This window comes from Anaerolineales bacterium (assembly GCA_015075625.1).
GTDB lineage: Bacteria > Chloroflexota > Anaerolineae > Aggregatilineales > UBA2796 > UBA2796.
Genome location: JABTTZ010000002.1, coordinates 327,869 through 352,371, shown reverse-complemented (window position 1 = coordinate 352,371; position 24,503 = coordinate 327,869). Strand labels below are relative to the sequence as shown.

At 57.1% G+C, this 24,503-nt stretch carries 19 protein-coding genes and 1 pseudogene; 10 read left to right on the top strand and 10 right to left on the bottom strand.

Annotation, left to right across the window (positions count from 1 at the left end):
- Positions 1 to 158 precede the first annotated feature (158 nt).
- Positions 159 to 770, top strand: coding sequence for a hypothetical protein (locus tag HS103_10210; protein ID MBE7513173.1), 612 nt, complete (start codon positions 159 to 161; stop codon positions 768 to 770).
- 14 nt (positions 771 to 784) lie between these two features.
- Positions 785 to 1,654: a ParB N-terminal domain-containing protein gene (locus HS103_10205; protein MBE7513172.1), complete on the top strand. Its 870-nt coding sequence runs from the start codon at positions 785 to 787 to the stop codon at positions 1,652 to 1,654.
- 79 nt (positions 1,655 to 1,733) lie between these two features.
- Here HS103_10205 and HS103_10200 read toward each other — a convergent pair whose 3' ends face one another.
- The 4 genes from HS103_10200 to HS103_10185 form a co-directional block, all read right to left on the bottom strand.
- The gene (locus HS103_10200) at positions 1,734 to 3,167 is read right to left on the bottom strand and encodes an amino acid ABC transporter permease (GenBank protein MBE7513171.1); all 1,434 of its coding nucleotides are present in this window, start codon (positions 3,165 to 3,167) and stop codon (positions 1,734 to 1,736) included.
- 7 nt (positions 3,168 to 3,174) lie between these two features.
- Positions 3,175 to 4,371 carry an ABC transporter permease subunit gene (locus tag HS103_10195; GenBank protein MBE7513170.1) on the bottom strand — a complete coding sequence of 399 codons (1,197 nt, stop codon included), beginning with the start codon at positions 4,369 to 4,371 and terminating at the stop codon, positions 3,175 to 3,177.
- 61 nt (positions 4,372 to 4,432) lie between these two features.
- Positions 4,433 to 4,873 carry a PPOX class F420-dependent oxidoreductase gene (locus tag HS103_10190; protein ID MBE7513169.1) on the bottom strand — a complete coding sequence of 147 codons (441 nt, stop codon included), beginning with the start codon at positions 4,871 to 4,873 and terminating at the stop codon, positions 4,433 to 4,435.
- A 132-nt stretch (positions 4,874 to 5,005) separates the two neighbouring features.
- On the bottom strand, positions 5,006 to 6,055 hold the full coding sequence (locus HS103_10185; protein ID MBE7513168.1) for an amino acid ABC transporter substrate-binding protein: 1,050 nt from the start codon (positions 6,053 to 6,055) through the stop codon (positions 5,006 to 5,008).
- Positions 6,056 to 6,228: 173 nt separating this feature from the next.
- Here HS103_10185 and HS103_10180 point away from each other — a divergent pair, with 173 nt between their 5' ends.
- The 3 genes from HS103_10180 to HS103_10170 all read left to right on the top strand — a co-directional run bounded on the left by HS103_10180 (position 6,229) and on the right by HS103_10170 (position 9,999).
- On the top strand, positions 6,229 to 6,999 hold the full coding sequence (locus HS103_10180; protein MBE7513167.1) for a hypothetical protein: 771 nt from the start codon (positions 6,229 to 6,231) through the stop codon (positions 6,997 to 6,999).
- 272 nt (positions 7,000 to 7,271) lie between these two features.
- Positions 7,272 to 8,381 (top strand): rod shape-determining protein RodA, encoded by a 1,110-nt coding sequence (locus tag HS103_10175; GenBank protein ID MBE7513166.1) that lies wholly within the window; start codon positions 7,272 to 7,274, stop codon positions 8,379 to 8,381.
- 7 nt (positions 8,382 to 8,388) lie between these two features.
- Positions 8,389 to 9,999 carry a hypothetical protein gene (locus tag HS103_10170; GenBank protein MBE7513165.1) on the top strand — a complete coding sequence of 537 codons (1,611 nt, stop codon included), beginning with the start codon at positions 8,389 to 8,391 and terminating at the stop codon, positions 9,997 to 9,999.
- A 25-nt stretch (positions 10,000 to 10,024) separates the two neighbouring features.
- Here HS103_10170 and HS103_10165 read toward each other — a convergent pair whose 3' ends face one another.
- On the bottom strand, positions 10,025 to 11,137 hold the full coding sequence (locus HS103_10165; protein ID MBE7513164.1) for a hypothetical protein: 1,113 nt from the start codon (positions 11,135 to 11,137) through the stop codon (positions 10,025 to 10,027).
- Positions 11,134 to 11,928, bottom strand: coding sequence for a hypothetical protein (locus HS103_10160; GenBank protein ID MBE7513163.1), 795 nt, complete (start codon positions 11,926 to 11,928; stop codon positions 11,134 to 11,136). The genes HS103_10165 and HS103_10160 overlap by 4 nt, the downstream gene beginning before the upstream one ends.
- A 222-nt stretch (positions 11,929 to 12,150) precedes the next feature.
- On the opposite strand from HS103_10160, the pseudogene HS103_10155 reads away from it, so the two are divergent.
- Positions 12,151 to 13,087: pseudogene (locus HS103_10155) on the top strand (carbamate kinase).
- An 87-nt stretch (positions 13,088 to 13,174) separates the two neighbouring features.
- Positions 13,175 to 13,585, top strand: a complete 411-nt coding sequence (locus HS103_10150; GenBank protein ID MBE7513162.1) for a hypothetical protein — start codon at positions 13,175 to 13,177, stop codon at positions 13,583 to 13,585.
- A 61-nt stretch (positions 13,586 to 13,646) separates the two neighbouring features.
- Here HS103_10150 and HS103_10145 read toward each other — a convergent pair whose 3' ends face one another.
- On the bottom strand, positions 13,647 to 14,927 hold the full coding sequence (locus tag HS103_10145; GenBank protein ID MBE7513161.1) for an SH3 domain-containing protein: 1,281 nt from the start codon (positions 14,925 to 14,927) through the stop codon (positions 13,647 to 13,649).
- A gap of 180 nt (positions 14,928 to 15,107) precedes the next feature.
- On the opposite strand from HS103_10145, the gene HS103_10140 reads away from it, so the two are divergent.
- Complete coding sequence (locus HS103_10140) at positions 15,108 to 17,300, top strand: TIR domain-containing protein (protein MBE7513160.1); 2,193 nt, start codon at positions 15,108 to 15,110, stop codon at positions 17,298 to 17,300.
- Between the two features lie 1,465 nt (positions 17,301 to 18,765).
- Entirely contained in the window at positions 18,766 to 20,718 is a 1,953-nt protein-coding gene (locus tag HS103_10135; GenBank protein MBE7513159.1) for a PD40 domain-containing protein, read from the top strand.
- A gap of 16 nt (positions 20,719 to 20,734) precedes the next feature.
- Here HS103_10135 and HS103_10130 read toward each other — a convergent pair whose 3' ends face one another.
- Positions 20,735 to 21,769 carry a quinone-dependent dihydroorotate dehydrogenase gene (locus HS103_10130; protein MBE7513158.1) on the bottom strand — a complete coding sequence of 345 codons (1,035 nt, stop codon included), beginning with the start codon at positions 21,767 to 21,769 and terminating at the stop codon, positions 20,735 to 20,737.
- 87 nt (positions 21,770 to 21,856) lie between these two features.
- Here HS103_10130 and HS103_10125 point away from each other — a divergent pair, with 87 nt between their 5' ends.
- Positions 21,857 to 22,795 carry a flippase-like domain-containing protein gene (locus HS103_10125; GenBank protein MBE7513157.1) on the top strand — a complete coding sequence of 313 codons (939 nt, stop codon included), beginning with the start codon at positions 21,857 to 21,859 and terminating at the stop codon, positions 22,793 to 22,795.
- 5 nt (positions 22,796 to 22,800) lie between these two features.
- Here the strand turns inward: HS103_10125 and HS103_10120 are convergent, their stop codons facing one another.
- Both HS103_10120 and HS103_10115 read right to left on the bottom strand, forming a co-directional pair.
- A complete protein-coding gene (locus HS103_10120) occupies positions 22,801 to 23,292 on the bottom strand; it encodes a hypothetical protein (GenBank protein ID MBE7513156.1) in 492 nt (163 codons plus the stop codon).
- Positions 23,292 to 24,503: a hypothetical protein gene (locus tag HS103_10115; GenBank protein ID MBE7513155.1), complete on the bottom strand. Its 1,212-nt coding sequence runs from the start codon at positions 24,501 to 24,503 to the stop codon at positions 23,292 to 23,294. Before HS103_10115 ends, HS103_10120 begins: the two co-directional genes overlap by 1 nt.

The window sequence follows — 24,503 nt, the reverse complement described above, 5'->3', positions numbered from 1 at the left end:
TCTCTAAATCCTCGTTGTGGGTATAATTTCGCTTAGCCTTACTCATCTGACAAACGAATCGTTCGTTGTTTCACCATAAACCATTCATTCATTTTTATGGATTCTCGTTTTGTGCAATACAACACAACATACTTTCATCAAATTTGGACACGCTGTTCATGAAAATTTTAACAATTAGTGATAACGTTATGGGAGCTATGGAGCATGGAGACAACCTGCTCCGCAACTATGGCAGCGCCGCTGCCATTGTAAGTTGCGGGGATATGCCTGCAAGTTACCTTGACTACATCACCTCAGTGTTAAATGTGCCACTCCTGTTTGTTCGGGGCAACCACGACACACAATACACAGCGGATCATCCGGGGGGGGAAAACCTTCATCGGCGGCTGGTGCGATTCAAGGGGGTCAGTTTTGTTGGTTTGGAGGGCTGCATCCGTTACAACCGCGATCCTATTCAATACACGAATAAACAAATGCTCACCTTTGTGGTGAAGCTGCTCCCTTCGGTGATGCTCTACCGGCTTATACGCCGCCGCCGCTTAGATGTCTTGGTCACGCACTCACCGATGCGCGGCGTCCATGATTTAGACGACCACGCCCATAAGGGCTTTCGTGGGCTGCGTTTGGCTGTGCGTTGGTTTCAGCCACGTTATATGTTGCATGGGCATATTGATACCCAAGATTCGCGCCGTCCAACGCACACCCGTGTTTATAACACAGAGGTGATCAACGTCAATCCAGTGAAATTCCTCGATCTGTCGTTGGAATAACTAAGGACTCTGAGATGGATTCCGATTCAGCAATGCTAACCGCGCAAGCCGCCCGCGACTTTCAAAAAGCACGGGCAGCCGCGTTTTGGGCGCAAGTGTGGGGTGTTTTAACGGGAAAATCAATCGACCTCTTGCGCTTTGAAGAAGTGAAAAACCGGCTACGGCTGCGCGATGAGCGCTACCTCGGCTTACGGGAAATCCCTGTCGATAAAATTGTGGGGAGCGTTGGGCGTTACAACGACTTCACCCGCTCGTTTCTCCCCCGCACCAATGCTGTGAAGTCTCGCTGGCAGCGCTTGGATGCGATGGCGCGGGGGATGGAAGGCTTTCCCCCTATTGAGGTTTACAAGGTGGGAGATGTCTATTTCGTCATAGATGGCAATCACCGTGTTTCGGTGGCGCGGCAGCTTGGCGCAGCAACCATTGAAGCATTTGTCACCGAACTTCCCACCTCGATTCCGCTGGATGAAACGACCACCGTTGAAGACCTCATCCAAAAGGAAGGCTATGCCGAATTCCTTCAAAAGACGAACCTCGATAAACTGCGCCCCGGCAGCGAGGTACTCCTCAGTGAGCCGAATCGTTACCGCCAGATTCTAGAACACATCGACGTTCACCGCTACTTTATGGGGTTGAACCAAAATCGTCCGGTGACATGGGAAGAAGCGGTAGGGAGTTGGTACGACCATGTTTACATGCCGCTTGTTTCGCTCATCCGCGAACATGATATGCTGATGCACTTTCTTGGACGAACAGAAGCGGATTTGTATGCGTGGCTGGTGAAACACCAAGAGGCAATGCGCTTGCAGTATGGTGGTGATTTTGCCACCCCCGACGAAACCGTTGAGGATTTTCTGGCGAAATTAGAAAAATCCGGCGGGTGACAAGTGAATTTCTCTTCGGTATTAAATTCTATGGTGATTCCTTTCCCCTCAGCCCAAAATAGGGTGAGGGGGAAGGCGCTTAGGTTCGTTTTGCCTTTCCCGATCCCTGCCGCTCCAACTGCCGCGCCGCGTAGGACATGCCGTAACTGAACACAAAGTAGACCAGTGCAATAAAGACCAGCACCTCACGGCGTTGGGCGTTGAACTCTTGACGAGCGTAAATACTCTGCGCTGTCCCAATCAATTCTAGCAGCCCAATAATCACCGCTAAGGAGGTGTCTTTAAAAAGGCTGATAAACTGCCCGACAAGGGTCGGGATCACCGTGCGGATGGCTTGCGGAAGGATGATAAACAGCGTCGCCTGAATCGGATTCAGCCCGATTGCCCGCGCCGCCTCCAACTGCCCTGGCGGGACTGCCTGCAACCCGCCGCGTACAATCTCCGCCACATATGCCGCTTCAAAGAGCGTTAGGGCAACCATCGCCCGCACGACATTATCAACCTGAATATCCCCCCCAAGCGCGAGGGGGACAATGACATTGGCGGTGAAGAAAACTGTCACTAATGGGACACCGCGCATGAACTCAATGAATACCGTGCAGGCTAATTTGATGATGGGGAGCGTCCCCAACGATGACCACCATCCGCGCAAAGCGTTCACCCATTGCAGCGGATTTAACCACCACCAGCGCCCACCCTTAAAGGGGCGTTTTCGCGCCCCCAACCCCGATGCCCGCCCCAATGCTAAAAGTATTCCCAGGGGGAAACAGGCGGTGATCGCCACAAACGCCAGCATAAAGGTGAGCAGCAGCCCGCCCCACGAATTGGGCGAGACATAAGGCAAGACGGGCGTCCCAACCCCTAACCCCCGCACCAAGACGAAGGATAACGGAATCGCCACGAACCATCCAATTAGAACGATGCGCCCAATGGGCTGCTTGTTGAGCCGCACCCCGAAGCGCCCAACCGCGTAGCCAACCGCCAAAAAGAGGATGATCAACAGCAGTGGTGCTTGTAAAACACGGACAAGGGCGATGATGTCCCCGCCGAGGAAACGCCCAATACCTTCTCCATCCGCCCACGAGCCGCCCGTATTCAACATGGGCAGTAAGACGAGCAGCACCACGCCAATGACGAGTGTCACCACGATGCTGGCAACCATTCGCCCCCAAACGCCCCAACTGATCCCCGCCAATGTCACGAGGGTGATCATTGCCAGTGCCACCCGCCAGCCCTGATCAATAGGGTATAAGCCGGTCATGAACGAGCGCAGGTTATCGGTGACAACGTTCCACCGCGCCTGATTGACAACCCAATCAAGGAAATTTCGCCCAAAACTGAGTAGTATATAGGCAATGATGAGCGTCAGAACGGCGTCATACCATGAGCCGAATAGGTTTTTTCGTATCCAGCCTAAAATGCCCGTTTGCGTTACCGGACGCTGCACAAAGACAGGAACTTCCACCGAGGGGGGATTGTTTGGCGAAATGTTTGGATGTGTAGGAGTTGTCATAGCGCCGTCACCGTGCCTTGATCTGAACGCGCTGGTTGAGGATATTCATCACGAACGCGGTGGTCAAATCCATCACCAAGTAGATGAGCATGACGATGATCACCACCGGAACGGTCTGCCCCGATTCGAGGGCTGTTTTTCCCACCCCAAAAACATCGGCAAAGCCTACCACGCCAGCAAGACTGCTGTTTTTGATCAGGTTCAGATATTGGTTTGTCAGAGGGGGAATCATCACCCGCAGCGCTTGGGGGAGGATGATCAGGCGCAGGGTTTGGAAATAACTAAAGCCTTGTGACCGTGCCGCCTCCCACTGCCCTTGTGAAACGCTCTGAATCCCCGAACGGACAACCTCTGCCGTATATGCTCCTGTGTAGAGGATCAACCCGACGACAATCGCCACATACTCTGGGGAAACCACGCTCCCCGCGCCCGGCGCGTAACGCGGACCGATAATTTCTGGGTAACTCACCGTATAGGGGGCAAAAAGTGCCGTCGCCACAAGAAGCGTGATCACGGGGATGAGCAAGCCGATCTCGAAGGCATAGGTACGCGCTCCGCTTTCCAACCCCTGTTTTCGTAAACGGCGATAGAGCGTCACACCGAGGATTACCGCGCCGAGGACGATCACCGTCCAAAGAGTGATGTTCGTCGTTGGGATTAGAGCGGGGGTTGCCAAGCCGCGCACACTCAGGTAGGAGGGTCCCGGCAATTGAATGGATTCCCGTGCCGGAGGAAGTGCCAAAAAGACCCCCGCATAGAGGAAAATCAACTGCAACAGAAGCGGTGTGTTCTGCATGATCTCGATGAAGATCAGCGAGAGGGTGCGCGTTAGCCAGTTGGAGGAAAGCCGTGCCACGCCAACAATCAAACCCAGAATCGTCGTCCCAATAAGCCCTACCACAACTGCCCGAAGGGTATTGACGATACCCACCACAAAGGCGTGACCAAAAGTATCAGCGGCGGTGTGCGGGATCGGACCTTCACTGATGGGGACGTTGGAGGGTGCATTGAGAAAGCCAAACGAGGGGACAAGCCCAAGCCGCGCCAAGCCGCGCTGCGTGTTGCTGATCAGCGCCGCGCCCCCTACAAGAACACCAAGTAAGAAGATAATTTGAATAAGAACGCGAATAACCCGAATATCAAACAGGCTTGCCCGCAAACGATCCATAGCGGACGGGGTGGCGGGCGGTGAGGCGTCAGACATGAGGACTCCTCGGTATGACTAATGGATAATAAGCCGAACGCACTGTGAGGGAATGCCCCTCTCAATGCCCTAAGGGATTGTTTGGATCGGCAACGACGACACGGGCAACGACATGATCCGGGCGAATTTTGAACAACTGCCGCACCTCATCGGGAGCGCCCCAAGGGTAGCGGGCAAGCCCAATATAACGCAGCGCCAGCGAGTCGATATGGCTTGTGTCCGTGAGGGTGACGATCTCTATTACTGTCCCTCGAATCATCACATAGCGATAGGGATTATCGGGATCGCTAATTTCCAACGCCACCGCTGGACGCTTAAGGACATTGGCATTTTTCGTGCGCCCCATCCTCGAATTGACCAAGATGTAGGGCGCGTCATAATCGACCCACACAGGCGTAATCTGCGGCGTGCCGTCCGCCATGATTGTGGCGAAATGGGCAAACGCCCGCTTTTGAAACAGATCGAGAAACTCGTTAGGGATAGTGACAGTCACCGTCGGCATAACCTATAGAAAAGGGCGACCCACAACAGATCGCCCGCATAAACACATTTGGAGCGTGTGCCTTGCGGCAGCGCTTAGAACGAAGCGCCTCTCACCCTTTTGTTGGGGGAGGGGGGCTAACGAGGTGAGGGCTTAACGGTAAGGCGGCGCGTATTGCAGCCCACCATTCAACCACAGCGCGTTGAGACCACGTGGCAGCCCAAGTGGTGAGCCTTCGCCAACGGTGCTGTCGAAGATTTCGCCGTAGTTCCCAACATTCTTGATGATGTTATATGCCCAATTCGCTTCCAAACCGAGTGCCTTGTAGAGTTCGCCATCTTTGCCGAACAAACGAAGCGTTTCGGGGTCTTTCGTCGTTGCCAATACATCATCAATATTGGTGCTGGTGATTCCCTTTTCTTCAGCGATGATCGTCGCATAGACCGTCCAACGGACGACATCCAACCACTGCGAATCGCCCGCCTTCACAACCGGACCGAGCGGCTCTTTTGTCAGGTTGGCATCCCAAATCGTCCAATCGCCGCCGTTCGCGTTGCTTGAACGCTTGCCAGCAAGCTGCGAACGATCCGAGGTTACAGCGTCACAGCGGTTGGCGGAAAAGGCATCCAACACGGCGTCAATATCATCATAGGTCACAAGGGTAAAGGTTGCGCCCGCTGCTGCCATCGCCTCGCCAATGGCACGTTCGTTGGTCGTCCCTTTAATGGCGCAAATGGTCAGGTCTTTCAGCGATTCCAATGTCATCAAGCTGTCCGCCGTGCGAACGAGGACGGTGGAGGCGTCGTAGAAGGTTGTTGGGGCAAAGTCGGCACCTTCTGCCGTATCACGTCCGGCGGTGAAGGTTGTGTTACGAATGAGGACATCAATATCCCCAGACGCCAGCGAGGGGAAACGATCCGCTGCACGGGCAATCGGACGCCATTCAACGGCTTCTGTATCACCGAAGATTGCCGCCGCCAATGCTCGACAGAAGGATGGATCAAAACCCTTAAAGGTGTTATCCGCACTATCGAGGTAGCCAAAGCCGGGAATCCCGGGATTTACTCCGCAGATCACTTTTCCGCGTGCTTTTACCGTCGCCAGCAGACCGCCATCCTGCGCTTTTGCCGAGACGAATGGAAGCGCCAGTGTGACCAGTAACGCCAAAGTCAAAAAGAGAGAAACACGTTTTGTTGTGTTCATGAAAACCCCTCACATAAATAGTTGTTCAAGACCTCGAAAGTATAGCAAGTTTGGAAGCGAGAGGCAACACCATTCCTATCGGTAGCGGCAATTTTTGCCTGAAGGTACACTACATGACGATCAGCAATCGATGATCCACGACGAGGGCAAACCGTACCGAGGGCACACGCACCATGACTCTGCCATTCAAACTTCAACGTCTGCCGGAGGAAGCACTCACCATTCTCCGTTACCTTTACCAGACACAAGCCGCTACTGTCCCCGCCTTAGAAAACGGCACAGGGCTTTCCAATCGCGCTGTTCTACGGGCGATTCGTCGGTTAATCAACGATGGACTGATAGATAGTGAAGGGCGTAATTACGTTCTGACCACCGATGGAAAACTGCTCACGCGGCAGTTGCTCGACTTTGACGCCAAAAAAACGCCAGATAATCCAGGAGGAGGCGAGACAGCGCCCAATTACACGACTCCCGCCACGATTTTTAATCGCCGCTTGCAGGTCGTTTTTCCGCGCATTATCCGTGCGGTGGATGCCCTTAATCCCCAACCATGGCAACTTATGATTGCCGTGAGCGCCCCCAATCTAAACGAACCCCAGATGCCCCGCCCGGCACGCATCACGCTCAAAATGAGCGCTATCGGCGGAACGCTTTCTACCTATAGCGTGACGATCTCTGTCCCCCAAAATCGGGTTTCCGATCCGGTCAGTGTGATCATGAACGCCGCCCAACCGGGAACGCCGATGCGCATCAACATTGATGTGGCACAGATCATCCCTGATGTACCGACGATGCCCGCACTTGGCGGCGGGGGTGGGCTTTACCAACCAGAGCCAGAAATTTTATTGGATCGCTTTTATGTCGATGTGGGCGTAGCAGCCACTCCGCAAGGGGTAGACCTCACCCCCACCGCACGGGCAATTAATCTGCGTCTAAACAGTTAACCAGTTTTCCCTTTCCCACCAAGAAAGCAGAAACGTATTTACCCCCTCTGTGTAGCAGGCAGAGGGGCTAAGATGACCACCTTCACTTCAAGTCATTTCAACCCCCACCCCTTGCCCCTCCCCGTAAACGGAGGGTTGTTCACCCCCTTTCCCCGCACGCGGGGAAAGGGGGTTAGTTTTTTTGAAATACATTCTTCTCATGGACTGTTTCTGACGATTTCTCTCTGGTCGTGCTATGATCATCCCTCAAAGTGACATGATGAGGGGTTTCCGTGCGGGCAAATCGCATTTGGCGCAATTTTGACTTTCTGATGTTCGGCGTCACGCTGATCCTGATCATCTATGGCGTCTTGATGATCCGCAGCGCGACGATGAACGCCGTCGATACGGAACTTATCTCTCGCGTCCCCCGACAAATTCAATACGCCATCATTGGGATCGTCATTTTTTTTGCTATCTCTGCACTCGATTACCGTATCTTAGGGGCGCTTCAACCCTATATCTACGGTTTTCTCGTCTTTCTTTTGGGGTTGGTTGCCGTCTTGGGGCAGGTCGGGGCGGCCGGAGCGCAGCGCTGGCTAGAGGTTGGGCTGCCTGTCCAGCCCTCGGAGTTGGCGAAAGTTCTCCTTGTTTTAACATTAGGGCAGCATCTTCACCGTCAATACACCAAACTGAACGAACTGCGCACAGTGGTTATCTCCTTTGGTTATGTTGGGCTGCCTGCCGCCTTCATCTTCCTTCAGCCTAGTTTAGGCATCACTATCCTGATCATGTTCACCTGGACGGTCATGATTTGGGCAGCGGGGTTGCGTGGGCGTCATGTCGCTCTTGCTGTGCTAGTCGTAATTATCACGTTTCCCTTATTGTGGTCCCAGATGGAAGATTACCAACGCTCGCGTATTTTCTCGTTTTTCGGCTGTACCACTGTCAGCGAAGAAACACGCGGCGGCAACTGCTACAACATCCTTCAGGCACGGATCAGCATTGGCTCTGGCGGGGCGTTGGGAAAAGGCTATGCCTCTGGCACACAGTCCCAACTGCGCTTTCTGCGTGTGCGTCACACCGATTTTATTTTTTCTGTGATCGCTGAAGAATTGGGTTTTGCCGGAGCGGTTTCGGTGTTCGTCCTCATTGGCATCCTCTTGTGGCGGATTTTGCGGGCAGCGGGCTTGGCGCGTGATCCGCTAGGGGCGCTCATCTGTTATGGTATTGCCGCCATCATCTTTTTTCAAACGGTAGTCTCTACCGGTATGAACTTGAACATCTTGCCTGTGACGGGGCTGACCCTCCCCTTCATTAGTTCTGGCGGTAGTTCGCTGCTCACCTTGATGGTTGGATTGGGCATGGTTCAAAGTGTTGTGATGCGTCAAGAGCGGCGGTAAATCCACAATGTTTCCTTCCCGTAATCCAGCGGCAGATGCTACCCCTAGCGACCCCACCCAAGATCGGGAGGGTATCATTCGCTTGCTAGAACACTGCCTTGCCCACTACGCCGACGATCTCACCCTCTCCACGTCTTTGTTTGTCTCGTGGCAGGTGGTACGTGGGAATGTTCCTCTTTTCCCCCCGCCAACGACGGCGAAAATTGGGCAAGCGGTGCGGACGGTTTTGGATGAAATCATCGATTCCCTGCGTCAGGTCACGGGTAACGCTGACTCGCCCGCTCAACGTCGCTATGTGATCGCCGATAGGCTTTACCGTCAAGGGGAAAAACCCGGCGAAATCTATACAAACACCCTTCTGATTAGCAAAGCACAGTTTTACCGCGAGCGGGGCGATACGCTGGATGCCCTTGCCGAACGGCTGATTCAAGCGGAACACCGCGCCCGTGATGAGCAGCGGACGACCTCTGTCCGCCGTTTGGCAATGCTCCCTCCGGCGACAACTGCCCGTCTTTTTGGGGTGGATTGGGCGCTGCACCGCTTGGCGGATGTGCTGCTCTCTGCTGATGCCCCCGCCCTCGTTGTCTTGGATGGCTTAGGTGGGTTAGGAAAAACTGCCGTTGCCCGCGAAGCGGTTGCCCATGTGTGGCGCAGTGGCGCGTTCGAGGCGTTGGCGTGGATCAGCGCCCAAACTTCCCAATGGGTATGGAGTCGCCCCCAGCCAACACGCAAACACCCCCTCGGTTTGGGTGATGTTTATGATCAACTCCTCCCCCAATTGAATCAATCGCTGCGGACACCAGACGATGCTTTTGGCGAGCTTGTCGAGCGCCTTGAGGGGGATGAAACTCCCACGTTCGAGGCATTTCTCACCGTTGTTGATGAACATCAGACGCGCAATGATCCGCCAGAGGAATCACTCCGAGCGAAATTTCAGCTTGTCTTAGAGCGCTTATGGGCGGCAAGGACGTTGATTGTCCTCGATGGCTTAGAGGCAGTGCGCGATATTCCTGCTGTATTGACTGCCCTTCACGAGGCGGTTTCTAGTTCGCGTTCTAAGGTCGTCATCACCAGCCGGCGTCGCCTTAGTGAATACCAAAATGCTTACGCCCTCCATTTGAATGAGCTAGACAGCGCCAATGCCCTTCTCTTGGCAAAACATTACGCTGCTGAGCGTGGGGTGGGAAGTGTGGCAAAAGCAAGCCAAGAGGAACTGCTTAAGATTATTGAGGCGGCGGGAGCAAATCCTCTCGCCATACGGCTGCTCATAGACCGCCTCAGCGCCCTTCCTCTCTCCCAAGTCTATGAGGATTTCTGCGAGACGGGCGATTTAAGCCGCCCACTCTACGAGCATGTCTATGATCCAGCGTGGGAGGCACTCTCTGAGGCAGCACAAGGAGTCTTACGATCACTAGCCGCATTCCCTGCCAAACCCGGCACAGAGGTCATTACATGGGAGCGGCTGCGTTCTCGCAACCCTATTTCCCCCAAGGCGCTCAATGCTGCGCTTTTGGAATTGGCAAGCGCTTGTCTTGTCCATGTGACAGAGAACCTCTCCGCAACCTATTGGATTTCCACCCTCACGCGACGTTATGTCTTAAGCCGAGAGGATACCTAGCGACGAGTCTGCTGCGTCTAAGACATTATAAAACCCGCGCCGCACCAAGCAGCAAAACGCTAACAACCACTTGGCACGCCCACGCCGTGAAAAAACCGATCCGTTCCCGCAAATAACTGTATAAAAACCCCAAAAATAGGAAGCTAACCCCCATAACGACTACGACAAGGGGATATTGAATCACATTCAGCACCGGTAGAAACAAAGCCAGCGACCATACCCCCGCCGCCGCCCCCGTGACGAAAACGCCCCGTGCCGCTTGCAGCGCCCCCCGAAAAAAGAGGGTCTCTGCCATTGGCACAACGAAAGCTAACGTTTGCACCACCCCGGCATCACTGCCCGTGCCGAATACCTCCAATGACAGGCGTTTAAGCTGTACACCGCCGACGATTAAGAGCGGAAGGGCAACAATCAAGCCATAGGCGACCCCCACAAGAATATCGCGTAGGGTGGGGCGTTCAATAGGCAGGTCGTCGGCGGTGATTGCCCACACCCCGACAACGGCAATGCCCGACCAAAGCAGGGTATAACGCACATCGGGGGCAAGACTCCCCGCCCCTAAGACGGAAAGTATGACCAAAACAATGTACGCAAGGGCGGGATCAACGAGGAGGGGAACATCCTCAGCGAAAGGATCATCCTCGCTGTCATCGCTTACATCTGCAAAGGGCTGATCTTGGTTCGCAACCTCCACCAGAGGGGGCGGGGGCGGGATCACTTCTGGAACTGGTGTGGATCGTCTTGGCGGAAAGTAGGGGGTAGCAGCGGGATGCTGTGCCGACAAAGAGGGGAGCGGTGTAGAAGTAGGGGGTGAGGTTGGCGGCGCTGGTGATGGTTGGGCTGGTTTCAGCGCAGGCGGGCGAAGCGGGCTAGCATGGGCAGCAGGAGTTTGGGTTTCAGTGGTGCGCGGCGCTGATGGTTCTGCCGAAGCGGGTGAAGGTAATGGCGCTTCGGCATCCCTACTAGGTACATCAGAGGGATCGACCATCGGGCGCAAGACACGCAACGCATCGGCAGCACGGGGCATTGGTGGGGCATCGGAATCATCATCACCAATCATCCACGCCGGTGGTTTGGGAAGTGAGAAGGTTGGCTTCTTCGGTTGTTCTGGCGATTCGTTGTGGTAGTTGTCGGTCATAGTTGCTCGGTCTGATCCAATTCATCCATCCGATCCAGTTTGGCGTTGAGTTTATCCCGCATCGTTTTGATCTGCTGTTCGGCGCGATCTATGGAATCGGCGGCGGTTTCTGGTGCGGTGCGGCGCGGCGGACGTGGTGTATGTCGGGTGAAGATCGCCCCTCGCACGCGGCGCTCGCCCATTGCCAAAAGGCAGACACCAACCCCCGAAAGCAGCAGCCCTTGACGCGCCCGCCCATCAGTCACATCGTGCCATCCGGCAATCGCCAGATAGTAAATGACATCCCCACCGGTGGAACGTGCCAGATCAACAAAAATGGGGTGGACGGCTGTGTTTACGCGGGTGAAAATCCATAATTGCCGCCCACTGGCGCGTGCCGCTTCCGCGTAATCGGTAAGTTCCTCATGGTCGCGGGTGTTGGGGGCAAGCCTAATGGTGTTCTTCACCTCAAGGATATAGCGCTCGGTGACGAAATCGGGACGGCGATAGGCGGCTGAACCGCTCAAGGGAATCTGAGCGAAACACACCGTACACTGCTGTCTGGTTGGGGCTGTGTTTGCCCCACAAATACACTGTATTGGGGGGCGGTTGTTTGTAAGCAAACGAAGATCGGTGCTGAGCGCATCCTCACCCTCTTGCCCTTTTTGACGCAGATCATCTGGCAAGCCCATGACAAGGCTCGAATAGCGCCGTCCGGTGGGGTTCGGCGCGGTAACGTTCAGCAGAAACACAACACACACAGCGCTGATAACCAACAACACTGCCATTACGGTACGGCGAATACGGCGCATGCTCCACATCCCTAACCCCATTCTTTCCCTAGTATATTTTTTGCTGAGGCGTGAAAAAGGGGGCGTTCCCCGCGAGCAACATACCTTTGTTCCCTCCATTGTATAAGATTCTGGAAGTGTCTATCTATAAAATTCCTCGTGCTTCCCCCACCCTTAATAGAGAAACTTCTTATAAAATGGAAGATAGACCGGAATAAAAAAGCACTTTAAGGATAGCCTTTTATGAAAACTGCCGTCGTCGCCATTGGGGGAAATTCCCTGATCACCGACAAAGACAAACGTGAAGTCCGCTATCAATGGGATGCTGTCCGCGAGACCTGCCAACACATTGCCACTATGGTGCGTGAGAATTGGCGTGTTCTGATCACGCATGGAAATGGACCGCAAGTGGGGTTCATCTTGCGGCGGGCTGAGATTGCCGCCTCAGAAGTTCACACCGTCCCGCTTGATCTGATCGTTGCCGACACACAAGGCAGCATTGGCTATATGGTGCAGCAAGCGCTCCGCAACAGCCTACGGGCAATGGGTATCTCGCGCCATGTGGTGACACTGGTCACCCAGACGCTTGTTGCTGGCGATGACCCCGGCTTCGAGCGCCCCGATAAGCCCATTGGTGGCTACCTCAACGTGGCGGAGGCAGAACATCTGCGCGCCGAGGGCTGGACAGTGGTTGATGATGCCGGACGCGGCTTGCGACGAGTGATCGCCTCGCCCGAACCGTTGGAGATCATTGAGCTAGACACAATTCAGCGTTTGATGATCGCTGATAACGTTGTGATTGCCTGTGGGGGCGGCGGAATACCCGTTGTTCGCAACCCGCTTGGTGAACTGCGCGGTGTCCCCGCCGTCGTGGATAAAGATCGCGCCAGCAGTTTGATTGCGTCGGGGTTGAACGCTGATTTACTCCTCATTTCAACGGGCGTTGAGCGCGTCGCCCTCAACTTTAACAAAGCCGACCAGCGTGAGCTAGAGCGTGTTTCTCTCCAAGAGGCGCGGTAGTACCTTGAAGGGGGGCATTTGCGGCGGGGAGTATGCGCCCCAAAATCGAGGCAGTGATCCGTTTCCTAGAGCGCGGCGGTCGGCGGCGCTGATCACCAGCCCTTCTCATATTGAGCGGGCGCTGCGCGGTGAGACGGGGACATGGTTCTATCCGCGCTAAGGGGGTCAAGGGACAGGGGCAAGCCGTCCGCCCTTTTCATGAGGAAGGCTGACCGTTAGAATGGCGGGTAGGAAGGATGATTTCTTTATGCGCCACGACGATTCAAAACATGCCTCCCAGAAGGGCAGCAGTCCTATTAAGGTGTTGCTCACCTTTTTTACTCTCGCTGTTTTGTGCCTCACCGCCTGCCAACCATGGCGGGCGCTGATCGTTTTGGATAACGTCTCCGAATGTGATGGGATCAAATACCGTCTGGACAACACCGAGAGCGGCGCGGTGATTGAGGGGCGTGTTCCGGCGGGCGAAAAAGTGGAAGTTGAAGTGACAGCAAACGTCTACTACGATTACATCTTGGATTTTACCGCTGCTCCCCGCACCCCAGATGATTTTCGCTGCACAAAGTTAGATCAGGGCAAAGTTCTGATCCCGCTCAATTCAAAACCCTTGATTTTCCGTCTGGAATCACAGCGCCAGCCAACCGCTCAGCCGACGCCCTAAGGGGCGGCTTCCCTTCCCCGCTGGCGGAGGAAGGGAAGGGCAATGCAGCGTTCACAGCCGCTCAATACAAAACATAGCGAATCATCGAATCCAGCACAATGAGCGCATCGCGGTTGCGCACAGTGAACCCAAATTGCAAGCTCTCGCCCGTCAGAACGCCCGATCCCGATGGCGATTCCGAAGGGTGCAGTCCGTCGCCGCTCATCCCCTGATTGGGCAACCCCACCATATTGGCATGGTAATCCCATAAGGGAATATCGAACTGCCGCGCGGTCTGGGTGATCACAAGGTTGAAGTCAATCGCCCGTTGGGTCTGTTCGGCGTTCATCACCTTCGGCGGGATGGTGCTGAGGACGGGGACAATGCCCATATCAATCGTGATCTGCACGATCTGCCGCAGTTGGTCGGCAAACACACCGGGTGAACCGCTGCCCGAATCGTTCGTCCCGATCATGATCAAAGCAACGGCGGGCTTGTGCTGCTGATACTCGCAGACGAGGGGCGTCACCGCCCCACACGGTGATCCAGGAGTAAGCAGTTGAACTGCCGTCCAGCCCGGGGCGGCGGCGCGGGTCTCGCGGACGAACGAATCGCCAAAGAAACTAATTGCCCCGCTGTAGCCGCCATAGTTTCCGAGGGTATACTGCCCAAAGCCAAAGGGATAGAGAAAATTTGCCGTTGCCGTGATGCTATCCCCCACTTTGGAGAAGGCGTTGCGACGGTTGCCCATCGCCTGACCGCGCAGGTAAATTTGACGGGCGTTGCTGCTGATCCCCGTCAGCCACGAGGGGACACTTGCCAAAAATTCAGAGGTTGGTGTGGGGCTTGCCTCTACTGCCACCCCCATGATGGGCAGGGCGCTAAGACGGGCTGGATCGATCTCTGTCCGGTCACGGTTGCGGGCAAAGCGGGCGGCAATCCAACCCGTCGTGCCATCGGTGAGCGTGATCTGCACCCACACATTGTCCGCCGTCCGCCCGATGATGGTGAACACCACCTCCGCATTGACGATCTGCAAAATCTCCCCGGCAGTGCCGGGTGTGGCACGCACCCGCAGACGGTTGCAATCGAAGCAAAGCGCTCCGGGAATCGGCTCGCTAGGGGCTTGGGCAACCGGCGTGAAGGTGAACGTAGGCGTTCCGGTGGGGGTAGATAAGGGTGTGCCGCGTGGACGAGGGGTATTCGTTGGTGGGAAAAGAAAACGCGCTGTCGCCGTTGCTTGGGCGGCATCACGCACTATCTCTGTGGAGGCACGCTCCGCCCCCGCCGCTTGTGGGGCAATGAACATGCCTACCCCTACGATGAGAACCCCCAAAATGACGATCACCCGCGCCATACGCATCCCCTCCCCAAAAAATGAACCGATGCGCCCATAGTGTAGCCTATTCGGAGAAGGCGGTAGAGGGTGAATTCCCTACGGACGATGGGCGTTATACGGATAGATGGCACACCGTGTCCCTACTGCTCCGTTTTTATGGTATTCTTTCCTTGTCCCTCATCTTACTGCACCGGAGAGTGAATCATGACCGCCACCTACACCTCGGAGGAAAGCCGCGCCCACACAGCGCTGATCGCTCCTTTTTTTATCCTGCCCGTAGACCGCCCGGCGTTCATCCGCGCCGCGCTTGGCTATGATCACGCCCTCCTCTTGGGGACGGATTACAGCGGGGATGCTCAGGTGTGCGCCACAAACTTCCTCGCTGCGCTCTACGCCCGCTTTCCAGAGCAGTACGAGAAGGTGATCGCCTATGCCAAGCAGCACCTGAAGCCCGTTGATCCTATCGCCCGTGTGTTCCTCAGCTACGCCCGCAAGGACGACGAGGCGTTTGTCCAAAAGCTCTACGACGACCTGACAAAACGGGGTATTTCTATCTGGTATGATCGCCTCTCCATGCCCTCGCGGGGGGAAACCTTCGATCACGAGATTCAGCGGGCGATTGAGGGGGTTGATCGGGTGATCCTCGTCGCTGGCGAACACGCCCTCACTTCCGACTACGTGTGGATGGAGTGGAAGTACGCCCTCAGCCACTGCAAAGCGGTCATCCCCCTTCTGCGGGGAATCACCCCCGAACGGCTGCCCGAACCGCTGCGCGGGCTGCACGCCCCCGAAGGCGGGACACAGCGCCCCTATGAGGACACGCTGGCAGAACTGCTGCGCCTTCTGGGGGATCACCCCCTCCCCTTAGGGGCGTTGAAGGGGACGATCCCTCCCCACCTGCCGAGTACCTACATCGAACGTTCGATGTACCTCACCCCCCTCATTGCCGATGTCTGCGGGACGAACGGCGGGAGGCAGATGACGGCGATCACCTCGAAACAGATCGTCGGGGTGACGGGGTTGGGCGGCATTGGCAAAACGACGCTCGCCCACGCCGTCTGCCACGATTGCAGTATCCGCCGCCGCTTTCCCGATGGGATCATCTGGGTAGAGGTGGGGCGAACAGCGCAGCCAACGACAATCATGGCGGCGGTGGGCAGGGGCTTGGGCGACGATCCGACGCAGTACACCGAGAGTACTGCTCAAGAGCGTTTGCAGGCGATTAGCAGCGGGAAGCGGGCGCTCGTCGTCCTTGATGATGTCTGGGATCACACGATGGTGACGCCCTTCGCTATTTTGGGTGCCGCCAACCGCGTCTTGCTGACGACGCGCCAACCCGGAATCACGACGAAGATCGGGGCGGGCGTCCACGCCCTGGACAAGCTGAGCGAGGCGGAGGGACTCGCCCTGATCGATGCTCACCTAAACCGCTCCCCAGATGACACCCGCCCCTATACCGAAGCGGAACGGGCGATCCTCCAGACACTTGACTACCACACGCTCGCCGTGCAGATCGCCGCGCTGCGCCTGAAGGAACGCGGCGCGGACTTCGCCCCTACCCTGTTGGAGCGGCTGAAAAGTCCCCGCCTGTTCAAGGATTTGGCGATAGACGAGACGGACAAGAACCTGAATGTGGAAATGTCCCTTTTCGAAAGTTACGACGAGATGAAGGCGGACGCCAGACGACGCTTTCGGGCAGTGAGCGTCTTTGCCGCGGAGGGGACGTTCAGTGCGGGCGCGTTGGGCGCGGTGTGGGGAGATGGTGACGCAGCGGATGCCGATGATGGCATTGATGCCCTGCGGCGGGCGGGGCTGTTGGCGGACGCCGGAGAGGGGCGCTACAGCCTCCATCCCCTGCTGCGTGCCTATGCGCAAGCGCTGGCGCAAAAAGAGGGCGAATGGGCGGCGCTGCAAGGGGGACATTTTGCCCATTATGCCGCGCTTTATGGCGGGAAAGAGGCAATGGCACTCACCGCCCAACTGGGCACGCTAGATCGTGATTTTCCCGATCTTCAGGCGGCGCTGCTCTGGGGTTTCCAGACCATTCCCGTCCCTGCCGTTGATCTCCTGACGGCATTAGACAATGGCTATATGCAGTTTCGGCAGTTGGCTGTTGTGCGGCGCGGGTTGTTGACGGCTGGCTATGAGGGGGCGGAAAAGGGCGGGTACGCTCTCGGTCAGGCGAACACCCTTCAGGCGTTGGGCGATCTGGAACGGAGGGAGGATCACTACGGCGAGGCGCGGGCGCGGTACGAGGCGGCGCTGCGGCTCTTTGAAGCGATCCCGGATCGGCTCGGTCAGGCGAACACCCTTAAGGCGTTGGGCGATCTGGAAGTTCAGGGAGGATCACTACGGCGAGGCGCGGGCGCGGTACGAGGCGGCGCTGCGGCTCTTTGAAGCGATCCCGGATCGGCTCGGTCAGGCGAACACCCTTCAGGCGTTGGGCGATCTGGAACGGAGGGAGGATCACGGCGAGGCGCGGGCGCGGTACGAGGCGGCGCTGCGGCTCTTTGAAGCGATCCCGGATCGGCTCGGTCAGGCGAACACCCTTCAGGCGTTGGGCGATCTGGAACGGAGGGAGGATCACTACGGCGAGGCGCGGGCGCGGTACGAGGCGGCGCTGCGGCTCTTTGAAGCGATCCCGGATCGGCTCGGTCAGGCGAACACCCTTCAGGCGTTGGGCGATCTGGAACGGAGGGAGGATCACTACGGCGAGGCGCGGGCGCGGTACGAGGCGGCGCTGCGGCTCTTTGAAGCGATCCCGGATCGGCTCGGTCAGGCGAACACCCTGAAGGCGTTGGGCGATCTGGAAGTTCGGGAGGATCACTACGGCGAGGCGCGGGCGCGGTACGAGGCGGCGCTGCGGCTCTTTGAAGCGATCCCGGATCGGCTCGGTCAGGCGAACACCCTGAAGGCGTTGGGCGATCTGGAAGTTCGGGAGGCTCACTACGGCGAGGCGCGGGCGCGGTACGAGGCGGCGCTGCGGCTCTTTGAAGCGATCCCGGCTCGGCTCGGTCAGGCGAACACCCTTCAGGCGTTGGGCGATCTGGAAGTTCGGGAGGCTCACTACGGCGAGGCGCGGGCGCGGTACGAGGCGGCGCTGCGGCTCTTTGAAGCGATCCCGGCTCGGCTCGGTCAGGCGAACACCCTGAAGGCGTTGGGCGATCTGGAACGGATGGAGGATCACTACGGCGAGGCGCGGGCGCGGTATACCGAAGCGATGGCGCTCTTTCGGGTAATTCCCGATTCAGTGGGGATCATGAACACGCTGATCGGTCTAGCGCGGTTGGAAAAAGCACAAGGGAATCGAGATGCCGCCGCTCGTTATTACGAGGAAGTCATTAAACTCGCTGAATCGATCCCCGCTTTTGCCAACCATTCAGTTGTAAATGGATGGCGAAGCGAATACCAAACACTGATGGGGGGGGATGACCCCAACACCCTGCTCCAGCAGCTTTTTAACGCCTTCCAAACCGTGCAGTCCAGCGACCAGATGCGCCAATTGGTGGTTCAACTGCCAATTGAACTGCTCGATGTGCTGGAACAGATTGTGGACTCGCTCATCACCCAACATCCCCCGGAGGCGACGGCGGGCATCCGCGAACGGTCGGACGATCTGCGCACCATTCGGAAGGACTTGGGGAAATAGGGGATTTTGTAGGGCGTACTCATGTGTACGTCTGCCGCCATCGCGGGCGACCACGCGGGGTCGCCCCGACATCCTGCCGTCCGTCCGCACGGACATCCCCATACGGACACGGCACGCCGTGTCTCTACGGAATGCCGCCCGTCTTTTCCTTACCCCGAATTCTCTTTTGAACTTAATGTTTCATTTCACGGGAACGTGTACTATACAGGACCTATGCGCACACGATCCTTTCTTCTCTTGATCCTAATCCTTACCCTTCTCAGCGGCGTCGCAGCAGGAGCGGCGGTGGCAGCCGGGCGTTCCTCTGCGGCGGGCGACTCCTGTTTTCGCGTTATGGAAGGGGAGACCATCCTTTTGGATGCGACCCTCGGCGTTGCCATTCCAGACCGTCGGGACGGTGGTGGGGCAAGCGTTTTTTTCTTTCCGCCCAGTGTTTCACCGGACAATGCTTACATGCTCTCTCAGGGGCTAAACGAGGATGGCAGTCTGACGCTCGGCATTCGCCCGAATACATCATCGGAGGGCGCCCCCCCCACATGGACACGCCTTCTCGATTCGGCGCAGACGATTGAGCCGCCCCGTTGGTCACCGGATGGAAAGTGGCTGCTCTTGCTTTGGATAGATGGAGGAGGGGCGCGGATGCTCACCGTCGCCCGTGTGGATGGCTCAGCCGTTGCCACAAAACCCCTCACCGTTTCCGCCTATGCCAGCAGCACCTTTGAGGGGTGGTCAGCCGATGGGCGTTATGTTGCCACCAGCGCCGTGAATTACAACGCGGCGCCGCAGGTCTTTATTACCCTCTGGCGTCTGGATGATCTTCACCCAACGCGGACTGTGGTGGTGGAGGCGCAAAATTACCAAGTGTGGTGGTCGCCCGTCGGGCACCGCCTCGCGGTGATCACCACCGTTCAATTTGGGACACTGAAAGGGCTGATCGCCTCCGCCAGCGAGGTGCGCGATCTCCCCCTCGATCTTCCCGCCGGAGGCTTTGGAGAGGCGCTCTGGTCGCCGGATGGGACGCATCTTTTGGTCAACTACAGCGACACCGCCCTGAACCAACAGTTGATTGTCTATCGTGTGGAGGAAGAACAGGCAGTTCCCTTTCGGAGAATCCAGCGCGGAGATCGGATACTGTTTCTTGGCAGCGGGGCGTGGTCACCCGATGGGAGTCATTTGATCTATTGGGCGCAAGCGGCAGATAACGACTACGAACGGACGATGAATGCCCTTGATCTGCGCACAGGTGAGACGACAATTCTGCTTGAAAATATCGATTTCAATTCGCAGAGTCTCGATCCCTTGCGTGCCACCGGAACAGACCCCAAGCGGCGGATCGCCGTCACCTATCGCGATCCGAAACGCGGGCTTGCCATTGATCTGATGAATCTTGATGGGACGGATCGCGTCCCGTTGGTGAGCGATGCACGCGCCATTGACGTGATCGATTGGTCAGACGATTACGAGATTGTCTTGGTCAAGTGGCGCGGGGTCGATGGGGCGCGGATTGTTCATCGGCTTACGTGGGCATATGCGCATGGCGGTGAGCCGATCATTTTGGAAGATACCAACCTCACCCTCCGCGATTTACGTTTGGTTGCCGCCCCAGAGTTGGGCGAGGAACTGGTGATTGCCATTGGAGAAGTGGACGGGCGCTTTCGGGTGGAGTTGATCGCCCTTATCTCCAACCAGCGCGTGACACTCGCTCAGGATTTGACAAGCGTGAACACCCTTCAAATTGATGCCAAAACGGGTCATATTAGTTTTTGGTGGCGGCGTGCAGAGAGTACCGGTTTTGATCGCTTTGCCTTCAATGGGCAGCGCATCGCCTCTTACAGCGTCCCCCGTCGTTCTGAAGTGGCAGAGATACGCCTTTCCCCAGATGCCCGCTACGCCCTCTTGCGGACGATAAGCGGGCAGGCGGCGCAGTTGTGGCTCACCCCGGGTGATGGCGGCGAGGCAAACCTCCTCATGCCAGAGGCGAGTACAACAAACCGCAATTTTGGGGTGTGGGCGGCGGATAGCCAGCGCTTTGCTGTTGAATCCTATGTGAATAATTCCAGCGCTGTCGTTGATCTCTATCATGCCGATGGGCGCTTCATTCGCCGTTGGGAGCGGACAGATACCAACGTGTACGGCTCCGTCTTGGCATGGACAAACTGCCGTTAACTGAAGGAATTCGACTTTATTTTTTACCATCTGAAGTCTTATCAAAGGGGATGGGCAGCGATGTACTCTTCACAAACCCCAACCCGCGATAAATGAAGCCAGTGTACGCTTGAACGAGAGTCGCTCCGGCGTCCAGTTTTTCGCGCACATCGTCGGCGGTGAAAATCCCCCCCACGCCGATGATCGTCAGCCGCCCGCCCGCCGTGCGGTGAATATGACGGATGATCGCCGTCGATTGCGCCCGCAGCGGACGCCCGCTAACGCCGCCCGTTTCCCCCGCTAAGGGGCTGACCAGCCCTTCCCGACTCAACGTCGTATTCGTTGCCACAATCCCCGCCACGCCATGCTGTATAGCAAGATCGATCACCGTGTCAAGCTCAGGAAGCGCTAGGTCAGGGGCAATTTTGACGAGGAGTGGCTTATCGCCCAAAAGGGTGAGGTCGCCGCGCAGCGCTGAAAGCAGCGCGGCAAGGTGAGTGGGGGTTTGCAAGCGGCGCAGTTCGGGCGTATTGGGCGAACTGATGTTTACGGTGAAGGCATCGCCATAAGGGTGCAGCCGCCGCAGAACAGCGCGGTAATCATCGGCTGCTGTTTCGAGGGGTGTTTCTTTGTTTTTCCCCACGCTGATGAAAATGGGGATTGTCCCTTGCCAGCGTTCTAAATTGGCGGCGGCGGCGTCCATACCAGGGCTTGGAAAGCCCATTCGGTTGATTAACCCCTCATCGGCGGGGAGGCGAAAGAGGCGCGGGCGAGGGTTGCCCATCTGCGGGCGGGGGGTGATCGTCCCCACCTCAATATGCCCAAAACCAAGCGCTGCCAGCGCCGGCAGGCACGCCGCCCGTTTGTCAAACCCGCCTGCCAACCCAAGCGGGTGGGGAAAGCGCAGCCCAAACGCTGTGATCGGTGCTGTTGGCGGCGGCGCATACAGGCGGCGCAGCAGGGCGCACCCTAACGGAATCCTTCCCATCGCTTGGAAAAAGCGAATGGCGGCATTATGGGCGCTTTCTGCGTCTAGGCGGGAGAGAAGATGACGATAAAGAAATGGATACATAAATATTGTGCTGCTGTTTTGCCAAGCTGCGTTAGACTCGCCATTATACCGTCTACGTCCCGACCCACTTAACGCTGAGTATCCTGCATGAAACGCCTCCGTCTGATCATTGGTATCGCCCTGCTGCTCTTATTGATTCCGCTCTTTGCCGCACCGCAGTTTTGGGCGACACTTGCGGGAGTAAACGTCCCCCTTGTCATTGCTGCGCTTGTCCTTTCTGCTGCCAGTGTTGCCTCAAAAGCGTGGCGGTGGGGGGTTGTCCTTCAGTGGCAGGGGATGACACTTCCCTTTCGTTATCTTCTCTCCAGCTACTTCGTGAGTATGTTCTTCAACAATTTCCTCCCCTCTGGGCTAGGCGGGGATGTCGTCCGCGCCTATGAATCCGCACGACACACGGGGCGCAGGGCGCAATCGGTGACGGCGGTCATTGTTGAACGGGGGAGCGGCATGATCGCTGTGTTTGCGGCGGGCAGCCTCGGTGCGATCCTCGTCCCCAACCTTCCCTTGGGGGTGATTCTGTTGGCGCATGGACTCTTCCTAGGCAGTTTGATCGCGATTGCCGCCCTCTGGTCAGCAGCGATGGGGCGGTTGTTGGGTTGGGTAGAGAGGCGTTCCCCCACACGCCTTCGCAGGGTGTGGCAAAAGATTATCCGCCTTCATGAAGAATTCCGCGCCGTCAGGGGGGCAGGGTCAGTTCTTCGCGCTGTTATGGGGCAATCGCTCGTCACCCTAACCCTTACGCTGGCGGCGGTCTATGCCCTTTTGCGGGCATTTGGCGATCCCACCCCACTTTCTGCCTTTGCTGCCGCATTCAGCATCATCACCGCCATTGATGTGATTCCCTTTTCCCTGAACGGGATTGGTGTCCGCGAAGGGAGTTATGTGTTCTTTTTGGGGCTGATCGGCGTTGGGCAATCTGTGGCGCTTGGTGTGGCAGTGTTGGTGCGCTTGATCGTCTTGATTCAGGCATTGGGGGGTGGGATAGTCTTTCTTGCGCGGCGTGAAACACCCCTAACGCCTCCCTAAGACGCTCACTGCCAAAGCGTTCCGGCTAAGCCGCTCACACCTTCCGCGCCGATGATTTGTACCCTCTTGGGGAGCGGGATGTCACCCCGCCAAACGATCTCATGGTTCAAGCGAATGATGGCGATGCCTACCGCATCAAGCTGAATGGTGATTGTATTTGCCACGCTCGCCCTATGAAGGTGGGGAAACGCCGCCGAATCAGGGTGAAAGGGGGGAATACGGACGAACCCATCCTCTGAAATCAAAACGGAGATCGTGTCCAGATCAACACCCCACCACCCGAAGCGCTCACCCCGCCAAACGCCTTCCATGCTCAGGGTGAAGGGCGGCGGGGGCAAGGCGATAGGCACGATGGAAATGGATGTCAGGGGAACGGCTGTCCCTGTTGGCGTAGGGCTGCCCGCGCCCGCCGCCAAGAGGAGCGCCAGCCCCACCCCCCCGCCAATTACGGCGAGAAGGGCAAGACGAAGGAGCGTGGAGAAGGACGGGAGGGTCATTAGTTCGTTTTAAGCGTTGTTTCGTAGCGAACGCCGGTGAACACGTTTTCCGATGGGGCAAGCGCCGCCCGCGCCGCCGAATCTCCCTTCAGGGTGGTGAGGAAAAACGCCGTCGCAAAGTGATAGGTCAAATCGTGGGCGCGATCCATATCCCAAACGAGATCAGAACACTGCCCATAAAGCCCCAAACGAATGACCAACGGCGTGCAGCGCTCTACAAACACATAATGTCCGGCATTTTCCAAGACGACAAGCGCTTTCTCTGGGCTGCTCACCGCCTGATAAACAGGGTATGAATCGCGCTCTGGTATGGTGGCGCGATCCGCCGAACCGACGATGATCATCATGGGGATGGTGATCGGCGCCGCGCCGCGTTCCCCGAAAATCTGCCCGCTGGAAGGGGCAAGGGGGACGATTGCCCGAATACGCGGATCGGTGGTGGCGGGGAAGAATCCATCGTTGGGGGGCGTGATACCCCGCGCCGCAGCAATCTCATCAAGACTCTCTAGAAAGGTACAGGCGGTTTCTCTCTCAGGTGTCGCCTTTGCGCATTGTTCCTGAAGCCCTCCAAAATCGAGCCGCCCCCCGCCCGCTGAGAGTGTTGTGTAGCCGCCGAAGGAATGTCCGGTGACGCCAATCATCGCCATGTCGATCACGCCTTTCAGTGTCCCCTCCGCGTTGACGCCCTCCATAAAGACAATCTCGCGCTGAATTTCCAGCGGACGCCGCGCAAAGCTGTTCAGGATGCCCGCCCGCCCGCCCGACTGCACATCAGTGAAGGTGCTACCTGGGTGGTCAGCGGCAATGACAACGAATCCCCACGAAGCAAGATGCTCAAGGTACGAGGGCAATTGATAGCGTAAGCCGCTTAAGCCGTGCGAAAAGACGATCAACGGGTACGGTGCGCCGCCCCCCTCTGGTGGGGCATTTTCGATGGCACGCCCTTCCCCTTCCAGCAAGAACCAACGGTAGGTGGAGGTTTCCTCTACGTCTGCCGCTTTCACAGCCGGGTACCAGATCGTCGCCTGAAGAGGGTAATCCGATGGGGCGCCGCCCGCTGGAATGGTCACTTCGCGGACACCCACTGGAAACGCCCCGCGCTTGGCATAGGGAGGGGCGTCGGGGCGTTCGGCACGGATCATTGGTGGGGAGGGAAGCAGCATCAAAACAAAAACAATCAAAATAAAGGGGGTTACACGGCGAGAAAGCAA